22 protein-coding genes and 1 riboswitch are annotated in these 17,165 nt (G+C 77.9%); of the genes, 6 read left to right on the top strand and 16 right to left on the bottom strand.

Annotated features, from left to right (window positions below):
• Nucleotides 1-2: 2 nt before the first annotated feature.
• The 10 genes from cobA to ACI8AK_RS04880 are packed head-to-tail and all read right to left on the bottom strand — an operon-like array spanning nt 3 to nt 9,383.
• Nucleotides 3-1,250: a uroporphyrinogen-III C-methyltransferase gene (gene cobA / locus ACI8AK_RS04835; protein WP_387987384.1), complete on the bottom strand. Its 1,248-nt coding sequence runs from the start codon at nt 1,248-1,250 to the stop codon at nt 3-5.
• Entirely contained in the window at nt 1,247-2,392 is a 1,146-nt protein-coding gene (gene cobC, locus ACI8AK_RS04840) for an Rv2231c family pyridoxal phosphate-dependent protein CobC (protein ID WP_456955253.1), read from the bottom strand. Before cobC ends, cobA begins: the two co-directional genes overlap by 4 nt.
• On the bottom strand, nt 2,393-2,812 hold the full coding sequence (locus ACI8AK_RS04845) for a cobalamin biosynthesis protein (protein ID WP_456901779.1): 420 nt from the start codon (nt 2,810-2,812) through the stop codon (nt 2,393-2,395).
• Nucleotides 2,803-3,654 (bottom strand): energy-coupling factor ABC transporter ATP-binding protein, encoded by an 852-nt coding sequence (locus ACI8AK_RS04850; protein ID WP_387987379.1) that lies wholly within the window; start codon nt 3,652-3,654, stop codon nt 2,803-2,805. The genes ACI8AK_RS04845 and ACI8AK_RS04850 overlap by 10 nt, the downstream gene beginning before the upstream one ends.
• Nucleotides 3,651-4,385 carry a cobalt ECF transporter T component CbiQ gene (gene cbiQ / locus ACI8AK_RS04855; RefSeq protein WP_387987378.1) on the bottom strand — a complete coding sequence of 245 codons (735 nt, stop codon included), beginning with the start codon at nt 4,383-4,385 and terminating at the stop codon, nt 3,651-3,653. The genes ACI8AK_RS04850 and cbiQ overlap by 4 nt, the downstream gene beginning before the upstream one ends.
• On the bottom strand, nt 4,382-4,693 hold the full coding sequence (locus ACI8AK_RS04860) for an energy-coupling factor ABC transporter substrate-binding protein (RefSeq protein WP_387987377.1): 312 nt from the start codon (nt 4,691-4,693) through the stop codon (nt 4,382-4,384). The genes cbiQ and ACI8AK_RS04860 overlap by 4 nt, the downstream gene beginning before the upstream one ends.
• Nucleotides 4,690-5,376, bottom strand: a complete 687-nt coding sequence (locus tag ACI8AK_RS04865) for an energy-coupling factor ABC transporter permease (RefSeq protein WP_456901777.1) — start codon at nt 5,374-5,376, stop codon at nt 4,690-4,692. Before ACI8AK_RS04865 ends, ACI8AK_RS04860 begins: the two co-directional genes overlap by 4 nt.
• Nucleotides 5,363-6,757 (bottom strand): cobyrinate a,c-diamide synthase, encoded by a 1,395-nt coding sequence (locus ACI8AK_RS04870; protein WP_456955254.1) that lies wholly within the window; start codon nt 6,755-6,757, stop codon nt 5,363-5,365. The genes ACI8AK_RS04865 and ACI8AK_RS04870 overlap by 14 nt, the downstream gene beginning before the upstream one ends.
• Nucleotides 6,754-7,368: a cob(I)yrinic acid a,c-diamide adenosyltransferase gene (cobO, locus tag ACI8AK_RS04875; RefSeq protein ID WP_387987371.1), complete on the bottom strand. Its 615-nt coding sequence runs from the start codon at nt 7,366-7,368 to the stop codon at nt 6,754-6,756. Before cobO ends, ACI8AK_RS04870 begins: the two co-directional genes overlap by 4 nt.
• 2 nt (nt 7,369-7,370) lie before the next feature.
• On the bottom strand, nt 7,371-9,383 hold the full coding sequence (locus ACI8AK_RS04880) for a putative cobaltochelatase (RefSeq protein WP_456901775.1): 2,013 nt from the start codon (nt 9,381-9,383) through the stop codon (nt 7,371-7,373).
• Nucleotides 9,384-9,444: 61 nt separating this feature from the next.
• Nucleotides 9,445-9,528: riboswitch (cobalamin riboswitch) on the bottom strand.
• Nucleotides 9,529-9,632: 104 nt separating this feature from the next.
• Here ACI8AK_RS04880 and ACI8AK_RS04885 point away from each other — a divergent pair.
• Genes ACI8AK_RS04885 through ACI8AK_RS04900 form a run of 4 tightly spaced genes read left to right on the top strand, consistent with a single transcriptional unit; the run spans nt 9,633 to nt 11,752 of the window.
• Nucleotides 9,633-10,079: a hypothetical protein gene (locus ACI8AK_RS04885; RefSeq protein WP_456901774.1), complete on the top strand. Its 447-nt coding sequence runs from the start codon at nt 9,633-9,635 to the stop codon at nt 10,077-10,079.
• Nucleotides 10,076-10,369 (top strand): transcriptional regulator, encoded by a 294-nt coding sequence (locus ACI8AK_RS04890; protein ID WP_387987365.1) that lies wholly within the window; start codon nt 10,076-10,078, stop codon nt 10,367-10,369. The genes ACI8AK_RS04885 and ACI8AK_RS04890 overlap by 4 nt, the downstream gene beginning before the upstream one ends.
• On the top strand, nt 10,366-11,433 hold the full coding sequence (locus tag ACI8AK_RS04895) for an AbrB family transcriptional regulator (RefSeq protein WP_387987363.1): 1,068 nt from the start codon (nt 10,366-10,368) through the stop codon (nt 11,431-11,433). The genes ACI8AK_RS04890 and ACI8AK_RS04895 overlap by 4 nt, the downstream gene beginning before the upstream one ends.
• Before the next feature lie 31 nt (nt 11,434-11,464).
• A complete protein-coding gene (locus tag ACI8AK_RS04900) occupies nt 11,465-11,752 on the top strand; it encodes a hypothetical protein (protein ID WP_456901773.1) in 288 nt (95 codons plus the stop codon).
• Nucleotides 11,753-11,759: 7 nt separating this feature from the next.
• Here ACI8AK_RS04900 and ACI8AK_RS04905 read toward each other — a convergent pair whose 3' ends face one another.
• Nucleotides 11,760-12,266, bottom strand: coding sequence for a type II toxin-antitoxin system PemK/MazF family toxin (locus ACI8AK_RS04905; protein WP_456901772.1), 507 nt, complete (start codon nt 12,264-12,266; stop codon nt 11,760-11,762).
• Nucleotides 12,267-12,485: 219 nt separating this feature from the next.
• Between ACI8AK_RS04905 and ACI8AK_RS04910 the strand changes: the two genes are divergently transcribed.
• Nucleotides 12,486-12,620, top strand: a complete 135-nt coding sequence (locus tag ACI8AK_RS04910) for a hypothetical protein (RefSeq protein ID WP_387987357.1) — start codon at nt 12,486-12,488, stop codon at nt 12,618-12,620.
• A gap of 10 nt (nt 12,621-12,630) precedes the next feature.
• Here the strand turns inward: ACI8AK_RS04910 and ACI8AK_RS04915 are convergent, their stop codons facing one another.
• Both ACI8AK_RS04915 and ACI8AK_RS04920 read right to left on the bottom strand, forming a co-directional pair.
• Nucleotides 12,631-13,056, bottom strand: coding sequence for a VOC family protein (locus ACI8AK_RS04915; protein ID WP_456955256.1), 426 nt, complete (start codon nt 13,054-13,056; stop codon nt 12,631-12,633).
• A 96-nt stretch (nt 13,057-13,152) separates the two neighbouring features.
• Nucleotides 13,153-13,749: an MSMEG_1061 family FMN-dependent PPOX-type flavoprotein gene (locus ACI8AK_RS04920; RefSeq protein WP_387987353.1), complete on the bottom strand. Its 597-nt coding sequence runs from the start codon at nt 13,747-13,749 to the stop codon at nt 13,153-13,155.
• Nucleotides 13,750-13,781: 32 nt separating this feature from the next.
• Here ACI8AK_RS04920 and ACI8AK_RS04925 point away from each other — a divergent pair, with 32 nt between their 5' ends.
• The gene (locus tag ACI8AK_RS04925) at nt 13,782-14,180 is read left to right on the top strand and encodes an acyl-CoA thioesterase (protein ID WP_387987351.1); all 399 of its coding nucleotides are present in this window, start codon (nt 13,782-13,784) and stop codon (nt 14,178-14,180) included.
• Here the strand turns inward: ACI8AK_RS04925 and ACI8AK_RS04930 are convergent.
• From ACI8AK_RS04930 to ACI8AK_RS04940, 3 genes are all read right to left on the bottom strand, one after another.
• Complete coding sequence (locus ACI8AK_RS04930; RefSeq protein WP_456901770.1) at nt 14,167-15,672, bottom strand: cobyric acid synthase; 1,506 nt, start codon at nt 15,670-15,672, stop codon at nt 14,167-14,169. The genes ACI8AK_RS04925 and ACI8AK_RS04930 overlap by 14 nt on opposite strands.
• On the bottom strand, nt 15,669-16,334 hold the full coding sequence (locus ACI8AK_RS04935; RefSeq protein ID WP_387987347.1) for a lysophospholipid acyltransferase family protein: 666 nt from the start codon (nt 16,332-16,334) through the stop codon (nt 15,669-15,671). The genes ACI8AK_RS04930 and ACI8AK_RS04935 overlap by 4 nt, the downstream gene beginning before the upstream one ends.
• Before the next feature lie 117 nt (nt 16,335-16,451).
• Nucleotides 16,452-17,165 (bottom strand): ANTAR domain-containing protein (locus ACI8AK_RS04940; RefSeq protein WP_456955258.1); only part of this gene is annotated, 714 nt, incomplete at its 5' end.

A 17,165-nucleotide genomic window follows, 5' to 3' on the forward strand; every position in this document is an offset into this window, starting at 1 on the left:
GGCTACAGCCGCGTCCCCAGGGCGACGACCTCGCCCACGACCCAGACGGCCGGCGGGCGGATGCCCTCGTCGGCCAGCGTCCCGGCCAGCCCGGCCAGCGTGGTGCGCACCGCGCGCTGGGTGGCCGTGGACCCGTCGGCGACGACGGCCACCGGCGTGTCCGGCGCCCGGCCGTGCTCGATGAGCGCCGCGGCGATCGCGCCGGCGGTGTCCACGCCCATGAGCACGACGACCGTGCCGCGCAGCCGCCCGAGCGCCGCCCAGTCCACCAGCGACTGCGGGTGGCCCGGCGGCACGTGCCCGGAGACGACGACGAACTCGTGGGTCAGCCCGCGGTGGGTGACCGGGATGCCGGCGAGCGCCGGCACCGCGATCGCGCTGGTCACGCCGGGCACCACCTCGACCGGCACGCCCGCGGCGACGCACGCCTCGAGCTCCTCCATGCCGCGGCCGAAGACGAACGGGTCGCCGCCCTTGAGCCGCACCACCCGCCGGCCGGCCAGCGCGTGCTCGACCAGCAGCGCGTTGATCTGCTCCTGCGCCATCGACCGGCCGCGCGGCAGCTTCGAGGCGTCGATGACCTCGACCTCCGGCGGGAGCGAGGCCAGCAGCGACTGCGGCGCCAGGTGGTCGGCCAGCACGACGTCGGCCTGCGCGACCGCCTGCTGGCCGCGGACGGTGATCAGTCCCGGGTCGCCCGGCCCGCCGCCGACCAGCACCACGCTGCCGGCCCGGCCGCCCTCCGGCTCGCGGGCGGCGCGGTCGCGGATGCTGCCGTCGCTCAGCCCGGCGACGACGGCGTCGCGCACGCCGACCGCCCGCTGCGGGTCGCCGCCACCGTGCACGCCGATCACCAGGTCGCCCTGCCGGCCGACGGCGGGCGTCCACACGCTGGAGGCCGACCGGTCGTCGGCGCGGGCGCAGAACACCCGCAGCCGCTCGGCCTCCTCGGCGACCGCGGCGTTGACGGCGGGGTCGTCGGTGGCGGCCACCGCGTACCAGGCGCCGTCGAGGTCGCCGGGCCGCCAGCCGCGGCGCACCCAGGTCAGCGAGCCGGGCGCGACCAGCGCCTCCAGCGCCGGGGTGACGGCCGGGCTGACGACGGTCACCCGCGCGCGGGCCTCGAGCAGCCCGGCCACCCGGCGGTGCGCGACCTGACCGCCGCCGACCACGACGACGCGGCGGTCGAGCAGGCGCAGGCCGACGGGGTAGACGACCCCGGACCCGGGGTCGACGGGCGTCGCGTTCACGGGACCTGTCCGCGGCCGGCGGACGGGGTCGGGTGGGTGCTCAGCGGGGCTCCTCCGGGACGGCGGCCGGTCCCGACGACGTCGTCGGCGTCGGGGACCTCGGCTCCAAGGATCGCAGCGAGGTCCGCGGCGAACGCACGCGAGGTCGCCGGGTCGCGCACGGCGACGCGGAGGTGGTCGGGGGACAGGCCGGGGAACGTGTCGCCGCGGCGCACCGCCCAGCCGCGCTCCCGCAGCGCCGCGCGCACCCGCCCGCCGCCGGGCACCCGCAGCAGCACGAACGACGACCGCGGCTCCCCGAGGACGGTCACGCCGGCCGGGAGCGCGGCCAGCAGCGCGGCCCGGTGGTCCGCCAGCTCGCGGGCGGCCGCGTCGGCCTCGGCGCGGGCGGCGGGGGTGGTGCAGGCGACCGCCGCGGCCAGCGCCGGCGTGGACAGCGGCCAGTGCGGCTGGGCGGCGGCCATGGCCGCGACCAGGTCGGCGGGGCCGAGCGCGTAGCCGACCCGCAGCCCGGCCAGCCCCCACGTCTTGGTCAGGCTGCGCACGACGAGCAGGCCGGGCAGGTCGGGGCGGCCGGCCAGCGACCCGGGCTCGCCGGGCACGGTGTCGGCGAAGGCCTCGTCGACCAGCAGCACCCGGCCGGGGCGGGCCAGCGCGGCGACGTCGTCGGCCGGGTGCAGCACCGACGTCGGGTTGGTCGGGTTGCCCAGGACCACGAGGTCGGCGTCGTCGGGCACGGGCCGCAGGCGGTAGGACGGCGGCTCCAGCAGCAGCCGCTCCACCGGGTGCCCGGCCGCGCGCAGTGCCGCCTCCGGCTCGGTGAACGACGGGTGCACCACCACCGCCCGCCGCGGCCGGACCGCGCGGGCGAGCAGCACGAAGGCCTCGGCGGCGCCGGCGGTGAGCAGCACCTCGGCGGGGTCGCGGCCGTGCGCGGCGGCCACCGCGGCGCGGGCCGGGCGGGCGTCGGGGTAGGCGGCGACGTCGTCGAGGGCCCGCCGCAGCACCGCCCGCAGCCACGGCGGCGGGGTGCCGGCGCGGACGTTCACGGCGAGGTCGGTGAGACCGGGGGCCAGCTCGAGGTCGCCGTGGTGGTCGAGGTCGATGCCGTCTGTCGCCCTCCGGGCTCCAACCGCGGCCACTTACCGTCCCCCGGTCGCGTGGAGCCGGTCCGTCTCCGCCGTCCGGAGGGCCTCCGGCCCCCCACCCGGCGAAGACACCGCTACCGCGGCGGTCACCCGCCCGCGCACGGTCTTGCCCACCACCAGCCGGGCGCCGCCGAGCAGGGCCGCGGCCTCGGCCACCGACGCCGTGCCCACCGCCGCGGCCACCCGCGCCGAGGGCGAGGGGACGGCGACCCGGGCGAGGTCCGCGGCGGGGTGGCCGGTCAGCGGCCAGCCGCGGGCGGCCGCGGCGGCGACCAGGCCGGGCTCGGCGGCGCGCGCGTCGAGGGTGGCCAGCCGCGCCACCCGGGCGCCCGGCGGCAGGACGGCGTCGACGGCGGTGAGCACCTCGTGCGCGGCCACCCCGGCGACCGCGCCGACGCCGACGGTCACGTCCACGGGGTCACGCCCGGCCGGTCGGGGAGGGCGGCGAGCAGCGCGGCCGCGTCGCGGGGGAGCGGGCCGTCGGCCAGCAGGCCGAGCTCGCGCAGCCGGGCGCCGACGGTGAGCGCCCAGGGCCGGCCGAGGCGGGCGCGGGCGAGCAGGTGGTCGTCGGCGAGGAGCTGCTCGGGCGGGCCCTGCACCACCCGCCGGTCGACGACGACGGCCACCTCGTCGGCCCAGGCCAGCGCCAGGTCGACGTCGTGCGTGCTCATCACCACCGTGGAGCCCGACGCCTGCAGCCGGTCCAGCGCCGCCAGGGCCTCGGCGACGGCGGAGGGGTCGAGGCCGGCGGTGGGCTCGTCGAGCAGCAGCACGCAGGGGCGCATGGCCACCGCGCCGGCGATCGCCACCCGCTTGCGCTCGCCGTAGGACAGCTGGTGGGTGGGCCGCCCGGCCAGGCCGTCGACGGCGAGCAGCGCCAGCGCCTCGGCCACCCGGGTGCGCACCTCGTCCTCGGGCAGGCCGAGGTTGAGCGGGCCGAAGGAGACGTCCTGGGCCACCGAGGCGCTGAACAGCTGGTCGTCGGGGTCCTGCAGGACCAGCTGGACCTCCTGCCGGTGCGCGCGCAGGCCGCGGCGGGTGTGGTGCAGCAGCGCGCCGTCGACGGCCACCCCGCCGGAGTCCGGGCGCAGCGCGCCGGACAGGCAGCGCAGCAGCGTCGTCTTGCCGGAGCCGTTGGCGCCCAGCACCGCCAGCCGGCGCCCGGCCGGGACGGTGAGCGAGGCGCCCTCCAGCACCCGGCGGCCGCGCTCGTAGCCGACGACGAGGCCCTCGGCGGTCAGCGTGCGGTGGCTCATGCCAGGACGCCCACGGCGACCAGCGCGGCGAGCCCCGCGGCGGTGGCGGCGAGGAAGCGGCGGGACGAGGGCCGGGACTCCGGCAGCACCCGCAGCCCGGTCTCCATCCCGCGGCCGGCCAGGCCCTCCTGCAGCCGGCGGGCGCGGTCGAAGGACCGGGTGAGCACCGCGGCGGCCAGCGCCCCCGAGGAGCGGTAGGAGCGGCGCCAGGTCGAGTGGCCCATGCGGGCGGTCTGCGCCTCGCGGATGGTGCGCAGGCTCTCCAGCAGCACGAACAGCAGCCGGTAGGTCACCCCGGCCACCTCGACCACGGCCGCCGGGACGCGCAGCCGGCGCAGCGCGGCCAGCAGGTCGGTCATCGGCGTGGTGGTGGCCAGCAGCAGCACCGCCGCACCCCCGGCGACCGAGTGCCCGACCAGCGCGCCGGCGCGCTCCGCGGCGTCCGGCGCCCAGCCGGGCCCGCCGTCGCCCACGGAGACGACGGCGGTCAGCGCCCCGACCGCGACGAAGGCCAGCGGCCAGCGCGCGGCGCGGCCGAAGGTGCGCGCCGGCACCCGCGCCGGGCCGAGCGCGAGGACGACGGCGGTGGCCGCGACCAGCACGCCGCCCGGCCACACCGGCAGCACCAGCGCGCAGACGACCAGTCCGCCGGTGAGCAGCAGCTTGTCCACCGGGGAGCGGGTGCGCCAGGCGCTGGCCCAGGCGGCGTCGTCGACCGCCAGCCCCGTCACGGCGCCTCGGGAGGCGGGGCGGCCTGCTGCTCCCGCGCCTGCCGCCGGCCGCGCAGCCGGCCCAGCACGTAGCCGAGCACGCCGCCGCCGAGCGCGGCCTGCAGGGCGAACAGCCCCGACTCGACCTCCGCGGAGGGGTTGGACACCGACTCGAACCACGGGGTGTAGCCGGACTCCTCGATCGCCTCGGTGGCCCGGCTGTCGGTGCCGGCGTAGTCGGAGGCGCCGCCGTCGAGGGCCAGCGGGAGGGCGAACAGCGCCACCACCGCGAGGACCAGCAGGGCGGTGACCAGGTGGCGGCGGGTCACCGGACCTCCTCCGGGGTGGCGGCGGGGCGCAGCAGGCCCAGGCGCTCGAGCTCGGGCCGGGCGTTGACGGTGAGCACCCGGAACAGCAGCACGCCGAGCAGGCCCTCGCCGACCGCCAGCGGCACCTGGGTGACCGCGAAGACGCCGAGGAACTTGGCCGCCGCGGCGAGGAGGCCGCCGTCGGCGTCGGGGAAGGCGAGCGCGAGCTGCAGCGACGTCGTGACGTAGGTGGCGAGGTCGGCCAGGGCGAGGGCGACGAACACGCCGGGCAGCAGCCCGGCGCCCAGCGCCCGCGCCAGCCGGTAGGCGCCGTAGCCGACCCACGGCCCGACGACGGCGAAGGAGAACGCGTTGGCGCCGAGCGTGGTGAGCCCGCCGTGCGCCAGCAGCAGCGCCTGGAACAGCAGGACGACGGTGCCGAGCAGCGCCATCACCGGTGGCCGGAACAGCACGGCCCCGGCGCCGGTGCCGGTCGGGTGGCTCGAGCTGCCGGTGACCGAGGGCAGCTTGATCGCGCTGAGCACGAAGGTGAACGCGCCGGCCGCGCCGAGCAGCAGCGTGGACTCCGGGTGCTCGCGCACCTCGGTGACCACCGCCCGGGCGCCGTGGACGACGAACGGCGCGGCGGCGATCGTCCAGCCGATCGCGTGCGGCGCGGGCAGGAAGCCCTCAGCGATGTGCATGGCGTGCCCTCTCCGGGACGGCCGCCGCGCAGGCGGCCACGAACCGTTCGGCCAGGGCCGGGGAGCCGGCCCAGTGCAGGTGCAGGTAGGAGGCGTGCACCGAGCCGGCGACGAACCCCTCGGGTGCGCCGCCGGGCCACCGCCAGGCCGGGGTCGGGCCGGCGCCGGGGAGCGCGTGCGTGCGGTGGAACTCGTGCCCGCGCACCCGGGTGCCGGCGCGGGCCAGCACGCTGTCGGACAGGGCGACCGCGGCGCGGTAGCCGAGGGTCAGCCGCGGCGTCATCGCCGTCGCGACGTCGAGGACGCCGCACATGGGCGTGCCGTCGAGCTCGCGGGAGAGGTAGAGCAGCCCGGCGCACTCGGCGGCCACCGGGCCGCCGCCGGCGGCGAGGGCCGCGACGGCGTCCCGCAGCGGGGTGTTGGCCGACAGTTGGTCGGCGTAGACCTCGGGGAACCCGCCGCCGACGACCAGCCCCGCGGTCCCCGCGGGCAGCGCCTCGTCGCGCAGCGGGTCGACGGGGACCACCTCGGCGCCGGCCGCGGCGAGCAGCTCGGCGTTCTCCGCGTAGCCGAAGGTGAACGCCGGCCCGCCCGCGACGGCGACCCGCGGCCGCCCGGCGACCGCGGTGACCTCGGCGGCCGGGTCCCACGGGGGTCCGTCGAGGCCGGGTGCGGACCGGGCCAGCCGCAGGACGGCGTCGAGGTCCACCGCGGCGCCGACCACCTCGCCGAGGCGGCGCACCGTGGCCAGCGCCTCGGTGGAGCGCTCGGCGGCCGGCACCAGACCGAGGTGCCGCGACGGCGTGCCGAGGGCGTCCAGCCGCCGGACCGCGCCGAGCACCGGCACCCCGGCCGCGTCCAGCGCCTCGCGCAGGATCGCCTCGTGCCGGTCGCTGCCGACGCGGTTGAGCACCACGCCGCCCAGGCGCACCCGCGGGTCGAAGGTGGCGAACCCGTGCACCAGCGCGGCGACGCTCTGCGCCTGCGCGCCCGCGTCGACGACCAGCACCACCGGCGCCCGCAGCAGCCGCGCGACGTGCGCGGTCGAGGCGAAGCCGGGCTCGACGTCGGGGGAGGTGGCGCCGTCGAACAGCCCCATCACGCCCTCGACGACGGCGACGTCGGCCCCGCGGGCGCCGTGCAGGAACAGCGGGACGACGCGCTCCTCGCCCTGCAGCACCGGGTCCAGGTTGCGGCCCGGACGGCCGGCGGCCAGGCCGGTGTAGCCGGGGTCGATGTAGTCGGGGCCGACCTTGTGCGGGGAGACGGCCAGCCCGCGGGCGGTCAGCGCGGCGACCAGCCCGGTGGCGATCGACGTCTTGCCCGCGTTGCTGCTCGGGGCGGCGACCACGATCCTCGGGACCCGGCCCACCCCGCTCACCACTCGATCCCCCGCTGGCCCTTCTGGCCGGCGTCCATCGGGTGCTTGACCTTGGTCATCTCGACCACCAGGTCCGCGGCGTCGACCAGCGCCTGCGGCGCGTCCCGCCCGGTGATCACGACGTGCTGGGTGCCGGGCCGGTGCGTGAGGGTCTCGACGACGTCGTCGACGTCCACCCAGCCCCACTTCAGCGGGTAGGTGAACTCGTCGAGGACGTAGAAGCGGTGCGCCTCGGCGGCCAGGTCGCGCTTGATCTGCGCCCAGCCCTCGGCGGCGTCGGCGGCGTGGTCGACCTCGGTGCCCTGCCGGCGCGACCAGCTCCAGCCCGAGCCCATCTTGTGCCACACCACCGGCCCGCCCTCGCCGGTCTGCTCGTGCAGCCGGCCCAGCGCGGTCAGCGCGTTCTCCTCGCCGACCCGCCACTTCGCGCTCTTGACGAACTGGTAGACCGCGACGGACCAGCCCTGGTTCCACGCCCGCATCGCCATGCCGAACGCGGCGGTGGACTTGCCCTTCATCTCGCCGGTGTGCACGACCAGCAGCGGCCGGTTGCGGCGCTGCCGGGTCGTCAGCCCGTCCTGGGGGACGACGGCGACCTGCCCCTTCGGCACCGTCAGGCCGCCTGTCGCACGGAGCGGACGGTGGCCGCGAGCGACTCGGCGGCGAGCTCCTCCAGCCGGAGGGTCCGCGCGCCGAGGTGGGTGCCGAGGACACCGGCGAGGCCCAGGCGCACCGGGCCGGACTCGCAGTCGACGACGACCGCCGCCGTGCCCGCCTCGGCCAGCCGCCGGGCGGTCGCGTGCGCGGCGCCGAGCGCGTCCGAGCCGCGCGCCCCGGTGGCCCGGCCGTCGGTGACGACGACCAGCAGGGGGCGCCGCTGGGGGTCGCGCACCCGCTCCACCCGCAGCGTCTCCTCCGCGCGCAGCAGCCCGGCGGCCAGCGGCGTGCGCCCGCCGGTGGGCAGCTCGCGCAGCCGCGCCGCGGCGGCCTCGACCGACCAGGTGGGCGGCAGCGCGAGGACGGCGTCGGCGCCGCGGAAGGTGACCAGGCCGACCTTGTCGCGGCGCTGGTAGGCGTCGAGCAGCAGCGACAGCACCGCGCCCTTGACCGCGCCCATCCGCGCCCGCGAGCCCATCGAGCCGCTGGCGTCGACGACGAAGAGCACGAGGTTGCCCTCGCGGCCCTCGAGCGTGGCCTGGCGCAGGTCCCCACGGGCGACCCGCAGGCCGGGGCCGGTGCGCCCGCGGGCGACCTGGTGCGGCGCGGCGGCGAGCACGGTGTCGACCAGGTGCAGCCGGGTCACCGGCCCGGACGGGCGGGTGGAGCCCACGACCCGCCCGCGCTCGGCGCGCGCCTTGGACCGCCGCCCGGCCGCGCCCGTCCCGACGCCGGGCACCTCGAGCCGGCGGGTGCGGAACGGGTCCGACGGCGCGACCGCGGCCCGCTCGGACGCCGGCGCCCCACCGCGCTCCTCGCCGCCCCCAGAGGAGCCCTCGTCGCGCGAACGGCTCTCCTCCGAACCGGAGGAGGCGCCGCCGTCCTGACCCTGGCCGTCGCCGGGAGGGGGCGGGGGGGCGCCGCCGTCGCCGGGGCCGTCCGGGGGAGGCGGGTCCTCGTCCGGGCGGCTGTCCTCGAGCGCCTGCTCGAGGGTGTCGTCGTCGAGGCCGGGCGCGTCGAACGGGTCGCGGCGCCGGCGGTGGGGGAGTGCCAGCCGGGCGGCGACCCGGACGTCGTCCTCGGTGACCGCGTCGCGGCCGGACCAGGCGGCGTGCGCGATCGCGGTGCGCGCGGTGACGAGGTCGGCGCGCAGCCCGTCGACGTCGAAGGCGGCGCACACGGCGGTGACCTGGCGCAGCGCGCCGTCGGAGAGGACGACGTGCGGCAGGCGGGCGCGGGCGCCGGCGATCCGGGCGGCCAGCTCCGCCTCCTCGGCCTCCCACGCGGCGGCGAACCCGGCGGGGTCGGCGTCGTGGGCGAACCGGCGGCGGACCACCTCGGCGCGCTCGGCGGGGTCGCGCGGGGCGGCCACCTCCACGGTGAGGCCGAACCGGTCGAGCAGCTGCGGGCGCAGCTCGCCCTCCTCGGGGTTCATCGTCCCGACCAGCAGGAAGCGCGCCGCGTGCCGCACCGAGACGCCCTCGCGCTCGACGTAGGCGGTGCCCATGGCGGCGGCGTCGAGCAGCAGGTCGACGAGGTGGTCGTGCAGCAGGTTGACCTCGTCGACGTAGAGCACGCCCCGGTGCGCGGCGGCCAGCAGGCCGGGCTCGAAGGCCTTCACGCCCTCGGTGAGCGCCCGCTCGAGGTCCAGCGACCCGACGACGCGGTCCTCCGACGCGCCCACCGGCAGCTCCACCAGCCGGGCCGGGCGCGTGGAGCCGGGCACGCCGAGGTCGTGCGGACCGTCGGGGCAGGCCGGGTCCGGGGCGGCGGGGTCGCAGGCGAACCGGCAGCCGGGCACGACGGCGACCGGCGGCAGGACGGCGGCCAGTGCGCGCACCGTCGTGGACTTGGCCGTGCCCTTCTCCCCGCGCACGAGCACGCCGCCGATGGCGGGCGAGACGGCGTTGAGCAGCAGGGCCAGCCGCATGTCGTCCATGCCGACGACGGCGCCGAAGGGATACGTCATGCGGGTGCACGGGTCCTCTCCCCGGGTGTCCACGCCCGGAGGTGGCAGGAGGCGGCGGCGGGAGTTCCTGACTCCCCGGCACCTCGCGGGCGAGGTCTCCGGGTCACAGTGGCGGGACCGCGCCGGAGTCGCACCGGGCTTCCTCCACTGCCGTCGCTGTGGCCCGGTCATGGAACCACGCGACAGGACGGGCCGGGAGGCCGGGCGGCGACTTGACGGAACGGAAAGAGACGGTCCACACTTTCCGGCATGGAAAACGGCGCGATCGACCGCGACACCGCCGCCGCGCAGCTCGCCGCGCTGCGGGCCGACCGGGAGGCGCTGGCCGACCGCGTGCTGCAGCCGTGGTGGTACGACGTCGCGCTCGGCCTGCTGCTGTTCGCCTTCCTGGCGTCCTACGCCCTCGACTCCCTCTGGGTGACCTTCCCGGCGCTCGTCCTGTTCGCCGCCGGTCTGGGCGCGCTGGTGGCGGCCTACCGGCGGATCACCGGGGTGTGGGTGAACACGCCGCCGCGGGTGGCGGCGGCCTGGGGCGCGTTCGTGCTGGTCGTCCTCGTTCCGGCGTTCGTGCTGGCGGAGGGGTACGACCGGCACTGGGTGATGGTGCTGGCCGGCGCGGTGCTCGGCGTCGCGGCCGGGGTGCTCAGCCGGGTGTGGGGCCGCCGCTGGGTGGCCGGGCTGCGGAGCGGGCTGTGACCGCGGTCGCGCCGCACTTCGACGCCGTCATCCACCCGCCGCCGCGGCTGCAGATCTGCGGGCTGCTGGCCGCCGTCGACACGATGGAGTTCGCCACCGTGCGCGACCGGGTCGGCGTGAGCGACTCGGTGCTGTCCAAGCACGTCAAGCAGCTGGAGGAGGCCGGGTACGTGCAGGTCAGCAAGGCGACCGTCGCGTCCCGCCAGCGCACCAGCCTGTCGCTGACCCGGACCGGGCGCCGGGCGTTCGAGGCGCACGTCGCCGAGCTGCGCCGCATCGCCGGGCTGTGAGGGCGCGCCGCCCCGGCCCGCGCGGGCTCGCCGACGCCGCCCTCGTCCTCACCGGCGCCGCGGCGGCCGGGTGGCTGCTCGGCCGCGTCGGCGTCCCGTCGGCCGCGCTGTTCGGCGGGCTGCTCGCCGGCCTGGTGCGCGGCCTGGCCGGGCGTGCGCCGCTCGACGTGCCGCGGCCCGCGGCGGCCGCGGCGCAGGCGGTCGTCGGCATCTCGATCGGCGCGCTGGTCGACCCCGACACCCTGGCCGCGATCGGCGAGGACTGGGCGCCGGTCCTCCTGGTCACCGTGGCCACGCTGCTGCTCACCGTCGGCGCCGGGCTGCTGCTGCGCCGCCAGCCCGGGATCAGCCCCGTGACCGGGGCCTTCGCGATGATCGCCGGCGGCGCGTCGGGCATCACCGCCATGGCCCGCGACCTCGGCGCCGACGACCGCATGGTGGCCGTCCTGCAGTACCTGCGGGTGCTGCTCATCGTCGTCGCGATGCCGGTGGTGGCGACGACGGTCTACGGCGCCGACCCCGGCGCCGGGGTCGGCGCCGCGGACGAGGCCGGCCCCGGCTGGCCCGCCGGCCTGCTGTCCACCGCCGCCTGTGCCGCGGTGGGCGTGCTGCTGGCCCGGCTGGTGCACCTGCCGGTGCCGGCGCTGCTCGGGCCGCTGCTGGTGGCCGCCGCGGCCGACCTCGGCGGGCTCTCCGGCGGCGCCACCGTGCCCGGCCCGGTGGAGGCGGCGGCGTTCGTGCTCATCGGCCTGCAGGTGGGGCTGCGGTTCACCGTCGCGAGCCTGCGCACCGTGGGACGGGCGCTGCTGCCGGCGCTGGCGGTCATCGTCGGCCTCGTGGTCGCGTGCGCCGGGCTGGGCGTCGTCCTCTCGGCGGCCACCGGCGTCAGCGAGCTCGACGCCTACCTCGCGACGACGCCCGGTGGCCTCTACGCCGTCCTCGCCACGGCCACCGGCACCGGCGCGGATGCGACCTTCGTGCTCGCCGTCCAGGTGCTGCGGCTGTTCGTGATGCTGCTCGCGGCGCCGCTCATCGCCCGCAGGCTCCGCCGCCGGCCGGCCTGACCGGTGGCACCGCGCGCCTACCCTCGACCGGGTGAGCCGTGCGCCGGAGGAGGAGACCGAGCTGTCCGAGGTGGAGACTGCCGTCGTGGACGCCACCGCCGACGAGCAGGACGCCGTCCTGCTGTTTGTCGGCGGCCCCCTCGACGGGCGGGTGGAGGTCCGCGCCGCCCGCCACGGCGCGCCGCTGCCCACGGTCACGCACGTGCACCTGCACGGCGGCCCGAAGGTCGTCTCGCGCTACGACCTGCAGGCCCTGCCCGGCCAGGCCGGCGTCTACCACCTGCGGCAGCGGGAGCCCCGGCCGCGCCGCGGCGACTGACCCGCGCTCACCAGCCCTGCGTGCGCCGGGCGGCGTCGACCACCCGGTCGAACAGCGCCCGGTCCAGCGCCGCGCCCTCCCGCCGCACCCGCGCCGGGTCCAGCGTCAGCAGCCGGTCCAGCCGCACCTCGCTCGGCCGGCCCCGGCCGTCCCAGGCGCCGGTGCCGACGTCCATCCAGCTGCGCCCGTACCGGGCCTCGTCGGCGGCGTCGCGGTCGTGGTCCTTGCTGGTCAGCATCAGGCCGAGCAGGTCCTCACCGCGGCGGCCGATGACCAGCACCGGGCGGTCCTTGCCCCGCCCGTCGCCCTCGTCGAAGGGCACCCAGGCCCACACGACCTCGCCCGGGTCGGGCCGGCCGTCGGCCCGCGGCCGGTAGCCGACGTCGACCGGCGCCGGCCGGCCGGCGGCGGACGGCGCGGGGGTCGTGCGGCGCCCGGTGCGACGGGCGGAGGGCGCGGCGACGGCGCGCACGAGGGAGCGGACGGCGGCGACGAGACGGCGCGGGCGGTCCATGGCAGGAACCGTACGGAGGCACCAGCGGACACGCCGTCCCGTCTGCCTCGTTCGTCACACCGGTACCAATCCGCCCCGGTTCCGGTTACGGGGCGTCGATCGCGGGCACCATTGCGTCACGGGACGCCGACACCGCGTCCCGGGAGAGGGGGGCTCCCAATGACCTCGGCCCAGCCCGTGATCCCCGTCGTCCCACTGACGCGGGAACCGCGTGCCAGCGTGCTCGCCGCGTTCCAGCTCGTCGAGGACGCCCGGTACCTCGGCACCGAGCGCAGACCGCGGCGCAACCGGGTCCGCCGCGTGGCGCGGCGCACCGTGACCACCCGGCGCCTGGCGAGGGACCTGCCCGTCTGAGCCGTCCCGGCTAGGCGACGCAGAACTCGTTGCCCTCCGGGTCGGCCATCGTCACCCAGGAGAACGGGCCCTGCGACGCCCGCCAGAGCTCGGTGGCGCCCATCCCGAGCAGCCGTGCCACCTCGGCCTCGCGCCGCTCGTCGCCGACCCGCAGGTCCAGGTGCACGCGGTTCTTGACCGTCTTCGCCTCGGGCGCGGCCTGGAACAGCACGCGCGGCCGGCCGGGGTCCGGCGAGGTGATCGCCGCGCCGGCGGCCCACACCAGGGCGCCGCGGTGCGTCGTCGTCTGGTCCTCGCTCGCGTGACCCGCCGCGACCGCCCGCCGGATGAACGCCTCGTCCTGCGGCTCCACCTGCCAGCCCAGCGCCTCGGCCCACCAGTCGGCGAGCACGTGCGGCTCGGCGGCGTCGATCGTCACCTGGAACTCGGTCGCCATGGCCCGCAGCCTGGCAGGGCCCGGTGACGGGCCGGAACGGCCTGCCTGCAGGGGCCCGCCGCGAGCCCGCGAGCGGTGGGGGGCAGGGAGGTCCTCCTAGAGCTCGAGGGCGAGGTCCGCGCGGATGGTGGCGTCGTCGGGCAGCGGGGTCTCCAGCCCGCAGTGGTCGCGGATCATCGTGCCGAACGGCGGCAGGGCCTCGCGGTCGATCCGGCTCGCCGGGTCCCACAGCCCCGAGCGCATGACCGCCTTGGCGCAGTGCAGGTAGGCACGCTGCACGGTCACGACCATGACCGAGCGCGGCTCCCGGCCGAACTCGGTGAGGTCGAGGTCGAGGGCGTCGGCGGGCAGCAGCCCGGCGGTGCCGAAGACCTTGAGCGTCTCCTCGAGGCCGGGCACGAAGAACAGCAGCGCCACCCGCGGGTTCACCGCCACCTTGCGCAGGCTGTCGAGCCGGTTGTTGCCCTGCCGGTCGGGCAGCACCAGCCGGTGCTCGTCGAGCACCTTCACGAAGCCCGGGTCGCCGCCGCGCGGGGAGACCTCCGGCCAGCCGTCGGCGTCCGCCGTCGCCAGGGTGAGGAACGGGGACAGCCCGATCAGGGCCCGGCAGTGGACGTCGAGGTGGTCGATCTCCTTGTCCAGCACCAGCTGCGAGGGCGGGCGGTAGGAGGCGAGGACCGGGTCGGGCTGCACGCGACGACGGTAGCCCCCGCTAGCGTCGCGCCGTGCCGGTCACGTGGAGCTCCCCGGTCCGTTTCGTCGAGTGCGACCAGCAGGGCGTCGTGTTCAACGCGCACTACCTCGTCTGGGCGGACGAGGCCTCCACCGCCTGGTGGGCGTCGATCGGGCTGCCGTGGGAGGAGATCGCCCCGCGGGTCGACCCGGTGGTCAAGGCCAGCGCCCTGGAGTGGTCGTCGTCGGCCCGCTGGGGCGACACGGTCGAGGTCGACGCGCAGGCCGAGCGGCTCGGGCGCACGAGCGTGACCGTGCGGTTCACCGTCCGCGTGGGGGAGCGGGTGTGCTGCGTCGTCCGCAACACCTACGTCGGCACCGCCGGGGGAGCGGCCACGCCGTGGCCCGACGACGTCCGGGAGCGGCTGGAGTCCGCGCTCAGCGCGGGCTGAGCGCGTCGCCGGGCGGCAGCAGCGGCAGGTCCGCCGGCGGACCCTCCTCGAGCAGCCGCCACAGCGCGTCGGTGTCGGCGTGCTCGGCCACCAGGTCGCCGAGCGCGTCCAGGCGCTGCTCGCGGACCGCGGCGAAGGACGTCTCCGGCGCCGGCGTGAACCGGCGGCCGGTGGCCCGGGCGACCTCGGCGAGGAAGGCACGGCGGAACCCGTCGTTCTCCAGCGCCCCGTGCCAGGTGGTGCCCCACACCGACCCGGCCCGGCCGCCGTCGAGGAACGGCTCGGCCCCGTCCCCGTAGGTCACCACGCCGTGGTGGATCTCGTAGCCGCGCACGGGGTGCCCCATCGCCTCCCCGGACGGGCGGCCCAGCGTCTTCTCCCGCGCGAACCGGACGTCGGCCGGCAGCAGCCCCAGCCCGGGCACGGTGCCCGCCCGCGACTCGACGTCGTCGGTGATCGTGCGGGCGAGCATCTGGTGCCCGCCGCAGATGCCGAGCACCGGCCGGCCCTCGGCGGCGCGGCGGGTCACCGCGTCGGCCAGCCCGGTGGCGCGCAGCCAGGCGAGGTCGGACACCGTCGCGCGGCTGCCGGGCAGCACCAGCAGGTCGGCGTCGGCGGCCTCCTCGGGGCGGGTGACGAACCGGACGAGGACGCCGGGCTCGGCGGCCAGCGCGTCGACGTCGGTGGAGTTCGACAGCCGCGGCAGCCGGGCGACGGCGACCCGCAGCACCTCCTCGCCGTGCGGCGGCCCGGCGGGGAGGACGCCGGTGGGGATGCCGAGGGAGTCCTCGACGTCGAGCGCCGCGCCGGGCAGCCAGGGCAGGACGCCGAGCGTCGGCCGGCCGGTGAGCGCGGTGAGCTGCTCGAGGCCGGGCCGCAGCAGCCGGACGTCGCCGCGGAACTTGTTGACCAGGAACCCGGCGACCAGCCGCTGGTCGGCCGGCGGCATGAGCGCGACGGTGCCGTAGAGGGCGGGGAAGACCCCGCCGCGGTCGATGTCGCCGACGACGACCACCGGCAGCCCGGCCGCGGTGGCCAGGCCCATGTTGGCGATGTCGTCGGCGCGCAGGTTGATCTCGGTGGGGGAGCCGGCCCCCTCGCAGACGACGACGTCGAAGCGGCTCCGCAGGTCGGCCAGGCAGGCCAGCGCCTGCTCCAGCAGCGCCGCCTTCATCGGCCGGTAGGACAGCGCGGTGACGTCGGCGACCGGCCGGCCGAGCACCACCACCTGGCTGGCGTCCTCGCCGCCGGGCTTGAGCAGCACGGGGTTCATCGCCGCCTCGGGCTCGACCCGCGCCGCGGCGGCCTGCATGACCTGCGCCCGCCCGATCTCGGCGCCGTCGGCGGTGACCACCGAGTTGTTGCTCATGTTCTGCGCCTTGAACGGCGCGACCCGCACGCCCTGGCGGGCCAGCCAGCGGCAGACGCCCGCCGTGACGACGGACTTGCCGGCGTCCGACGTCGTCCCGGCGACCAGCAGCGCCCCGCTCACGCGGCCGGGCGCGGGCTGCCCCAGCCCGCCTTCTCCTGCCCGGACATCCCGGCGATCGTCTCCATGATCCGGTCGGTGACCTCGCGGCGGACCCGGCCGTTGCGCGCCTGGCCGGCGTGCTCGGGGAAGGTCATCGGCTCGCCGAACTCGATCGAGAACCGGTGCGGCCGCGGCCAGCGGGCGCCGACCGGCTGGATCCGGTCGGTGCCGACGACGGCCACCGGCACCACGGGGCAGCCGGCCGTGAGCGCCAGCCACGCGACGCCGGTCTTGCCGCGCGCGAGCCGGCCGTCGCGGGAGCGGGTGCCCTCGGGGTAGATGCCGAAGCCCTCACCGGCGCGCAGCACGCCGAGGGCGGTGTCCAGCGCCTCCTGCGCCGCGCGGGAGGCCTTCCGCTCCACGGGCATCGCGCCCAGCGCCGTGAACAGGGTGCGGGTGAACCAGCCGCCGAGGCCGCGGCCGGTGAAGTACTCGTCCTTGGCCAGGTACCGGACGCGGCGCGGTGCCGACAGGGGGATGACCATGCTGTCGATGAACGACAGGTGGTTGCTGGCGATGATGAACGCGCCGGTGGCCGGCACGTGCTGCCGCCCGGTGACCCGCGGCCGGAACACGACCCGGAACAGCGGCCGCAGCAGGAACCGCGCGAGCAGGTAGAACACGCCGTCCGCCCCCTCCCAGGGACCGGGGCCGGCGTCTGCCCGCCGGCCCGGACCCCGGGCATCCTCCCCTGACGCCCGCGCGGTCCGGGAGGCAGGGCCGCGCGGGCGGGGCGGGGGTCAGCGCTCGACGCGTCCCGGGGGCGGGCAGGCGTCGCGCAGGATCGCGCGCACCTCGGGCGCCAGGGGCCGCGCCCCCGAGGCGGAGGCGACGAGGTCGAGGGCGACGTCGCGGACCTTGCGGTGGACGTGGCTGGAGATGTGCGCCAGCAGGTCGAAGGCCACCTGGTCGCCGCACCCCGTGAGGAGCATGAGCACGCCCTTGGCCTGCTCGATCGGCGCCCGGCTGGCCATCGCCGTGCGCAGCTGGGCGACCTCGGTCTCCAGGGCCGCGACGCGGTCCTCGGCCGACGGCACCACGGGCCGGGGGGCCTCGACCATCAGGCCCTCGACCGCGACCACCCGGCCGTCGTCGTCCGACCGCGGCTCGCCGACGAAGACGACGGGCCGGTGGCCGTCGCCGGACCGCAGCCGGACCTCCAGGCAGAAGGCCTGCGCCCCGGTGACCGCCGCGGAGAGGGCGTCGATGGTCCGCGCCCGGTCGTCGGGGTGCTGGGCGGCGACGAGCACCTCGGTGGAGGGGCCGGGGCCGTCGTCGGGGAGGCCGTGCAGGGCGGCCATCTCCGCCGACCACCACCAGTCCCCGCTGGCGCGGTCGTAGCGCCAGTGGCCGGCGACGGCGGTGCGCCGCCCGGTCCATGGCGGGGAGGTACGACACGACCTGGGCGACGTGCGGCGCGGACAGCGAGCCCAGCCGCTCCCACGAGAAGCCCA

Source organism: Geodermatophilus sp. SYSU D00867 (assembly GCF_054050315.1).

Coding starts and splice junctions, on each gene's coding strand:
- ACI8AK_RS04850 (WP_387987379.1), bottom strand. CDS start 3,654: ATGAGCCACCGCACGCTGACCGCCGAGGGCCTCGTCGTCGGCTACGAG.
- ACI8AK_RS04880 (WP_456901775.1), bottom strand. CDS start 9,383: ATGACGTATCCCTTCGGCGCCGTCGTCGGCATGGACGACATGCGGCTG.
- ACI8AK_RS04915 (WP_456955256.1), bottom strand. CDS start 13,056: ATGGCGACCGAGTTCCAGGTGACGATCGACGCCGCCGAGCCGCACGTG.
- ACI8AK_RS04885 (WP_456901774.1), top strand. CDS start 9,633: ATGGAAAACGGCGCGATCGACCGCGACACCGCCGCCGCGCAGCTCGCC.
- ACI8AK_RS04865 (WP_456901777.1), bottom strand. CDS start 5,376: ATGCACATCGCTGAGGGCTTCCTGCCCGCGCCGCACGCGATCGGCTGG.
- ACI8AK_RS04905 (WP_456901772.1), bottom strand. CDS start 12,266: ATGGACCGCCCGCGCCGTCTCGTCGCCGCCGTCCGCTCCCTCGTGCGC.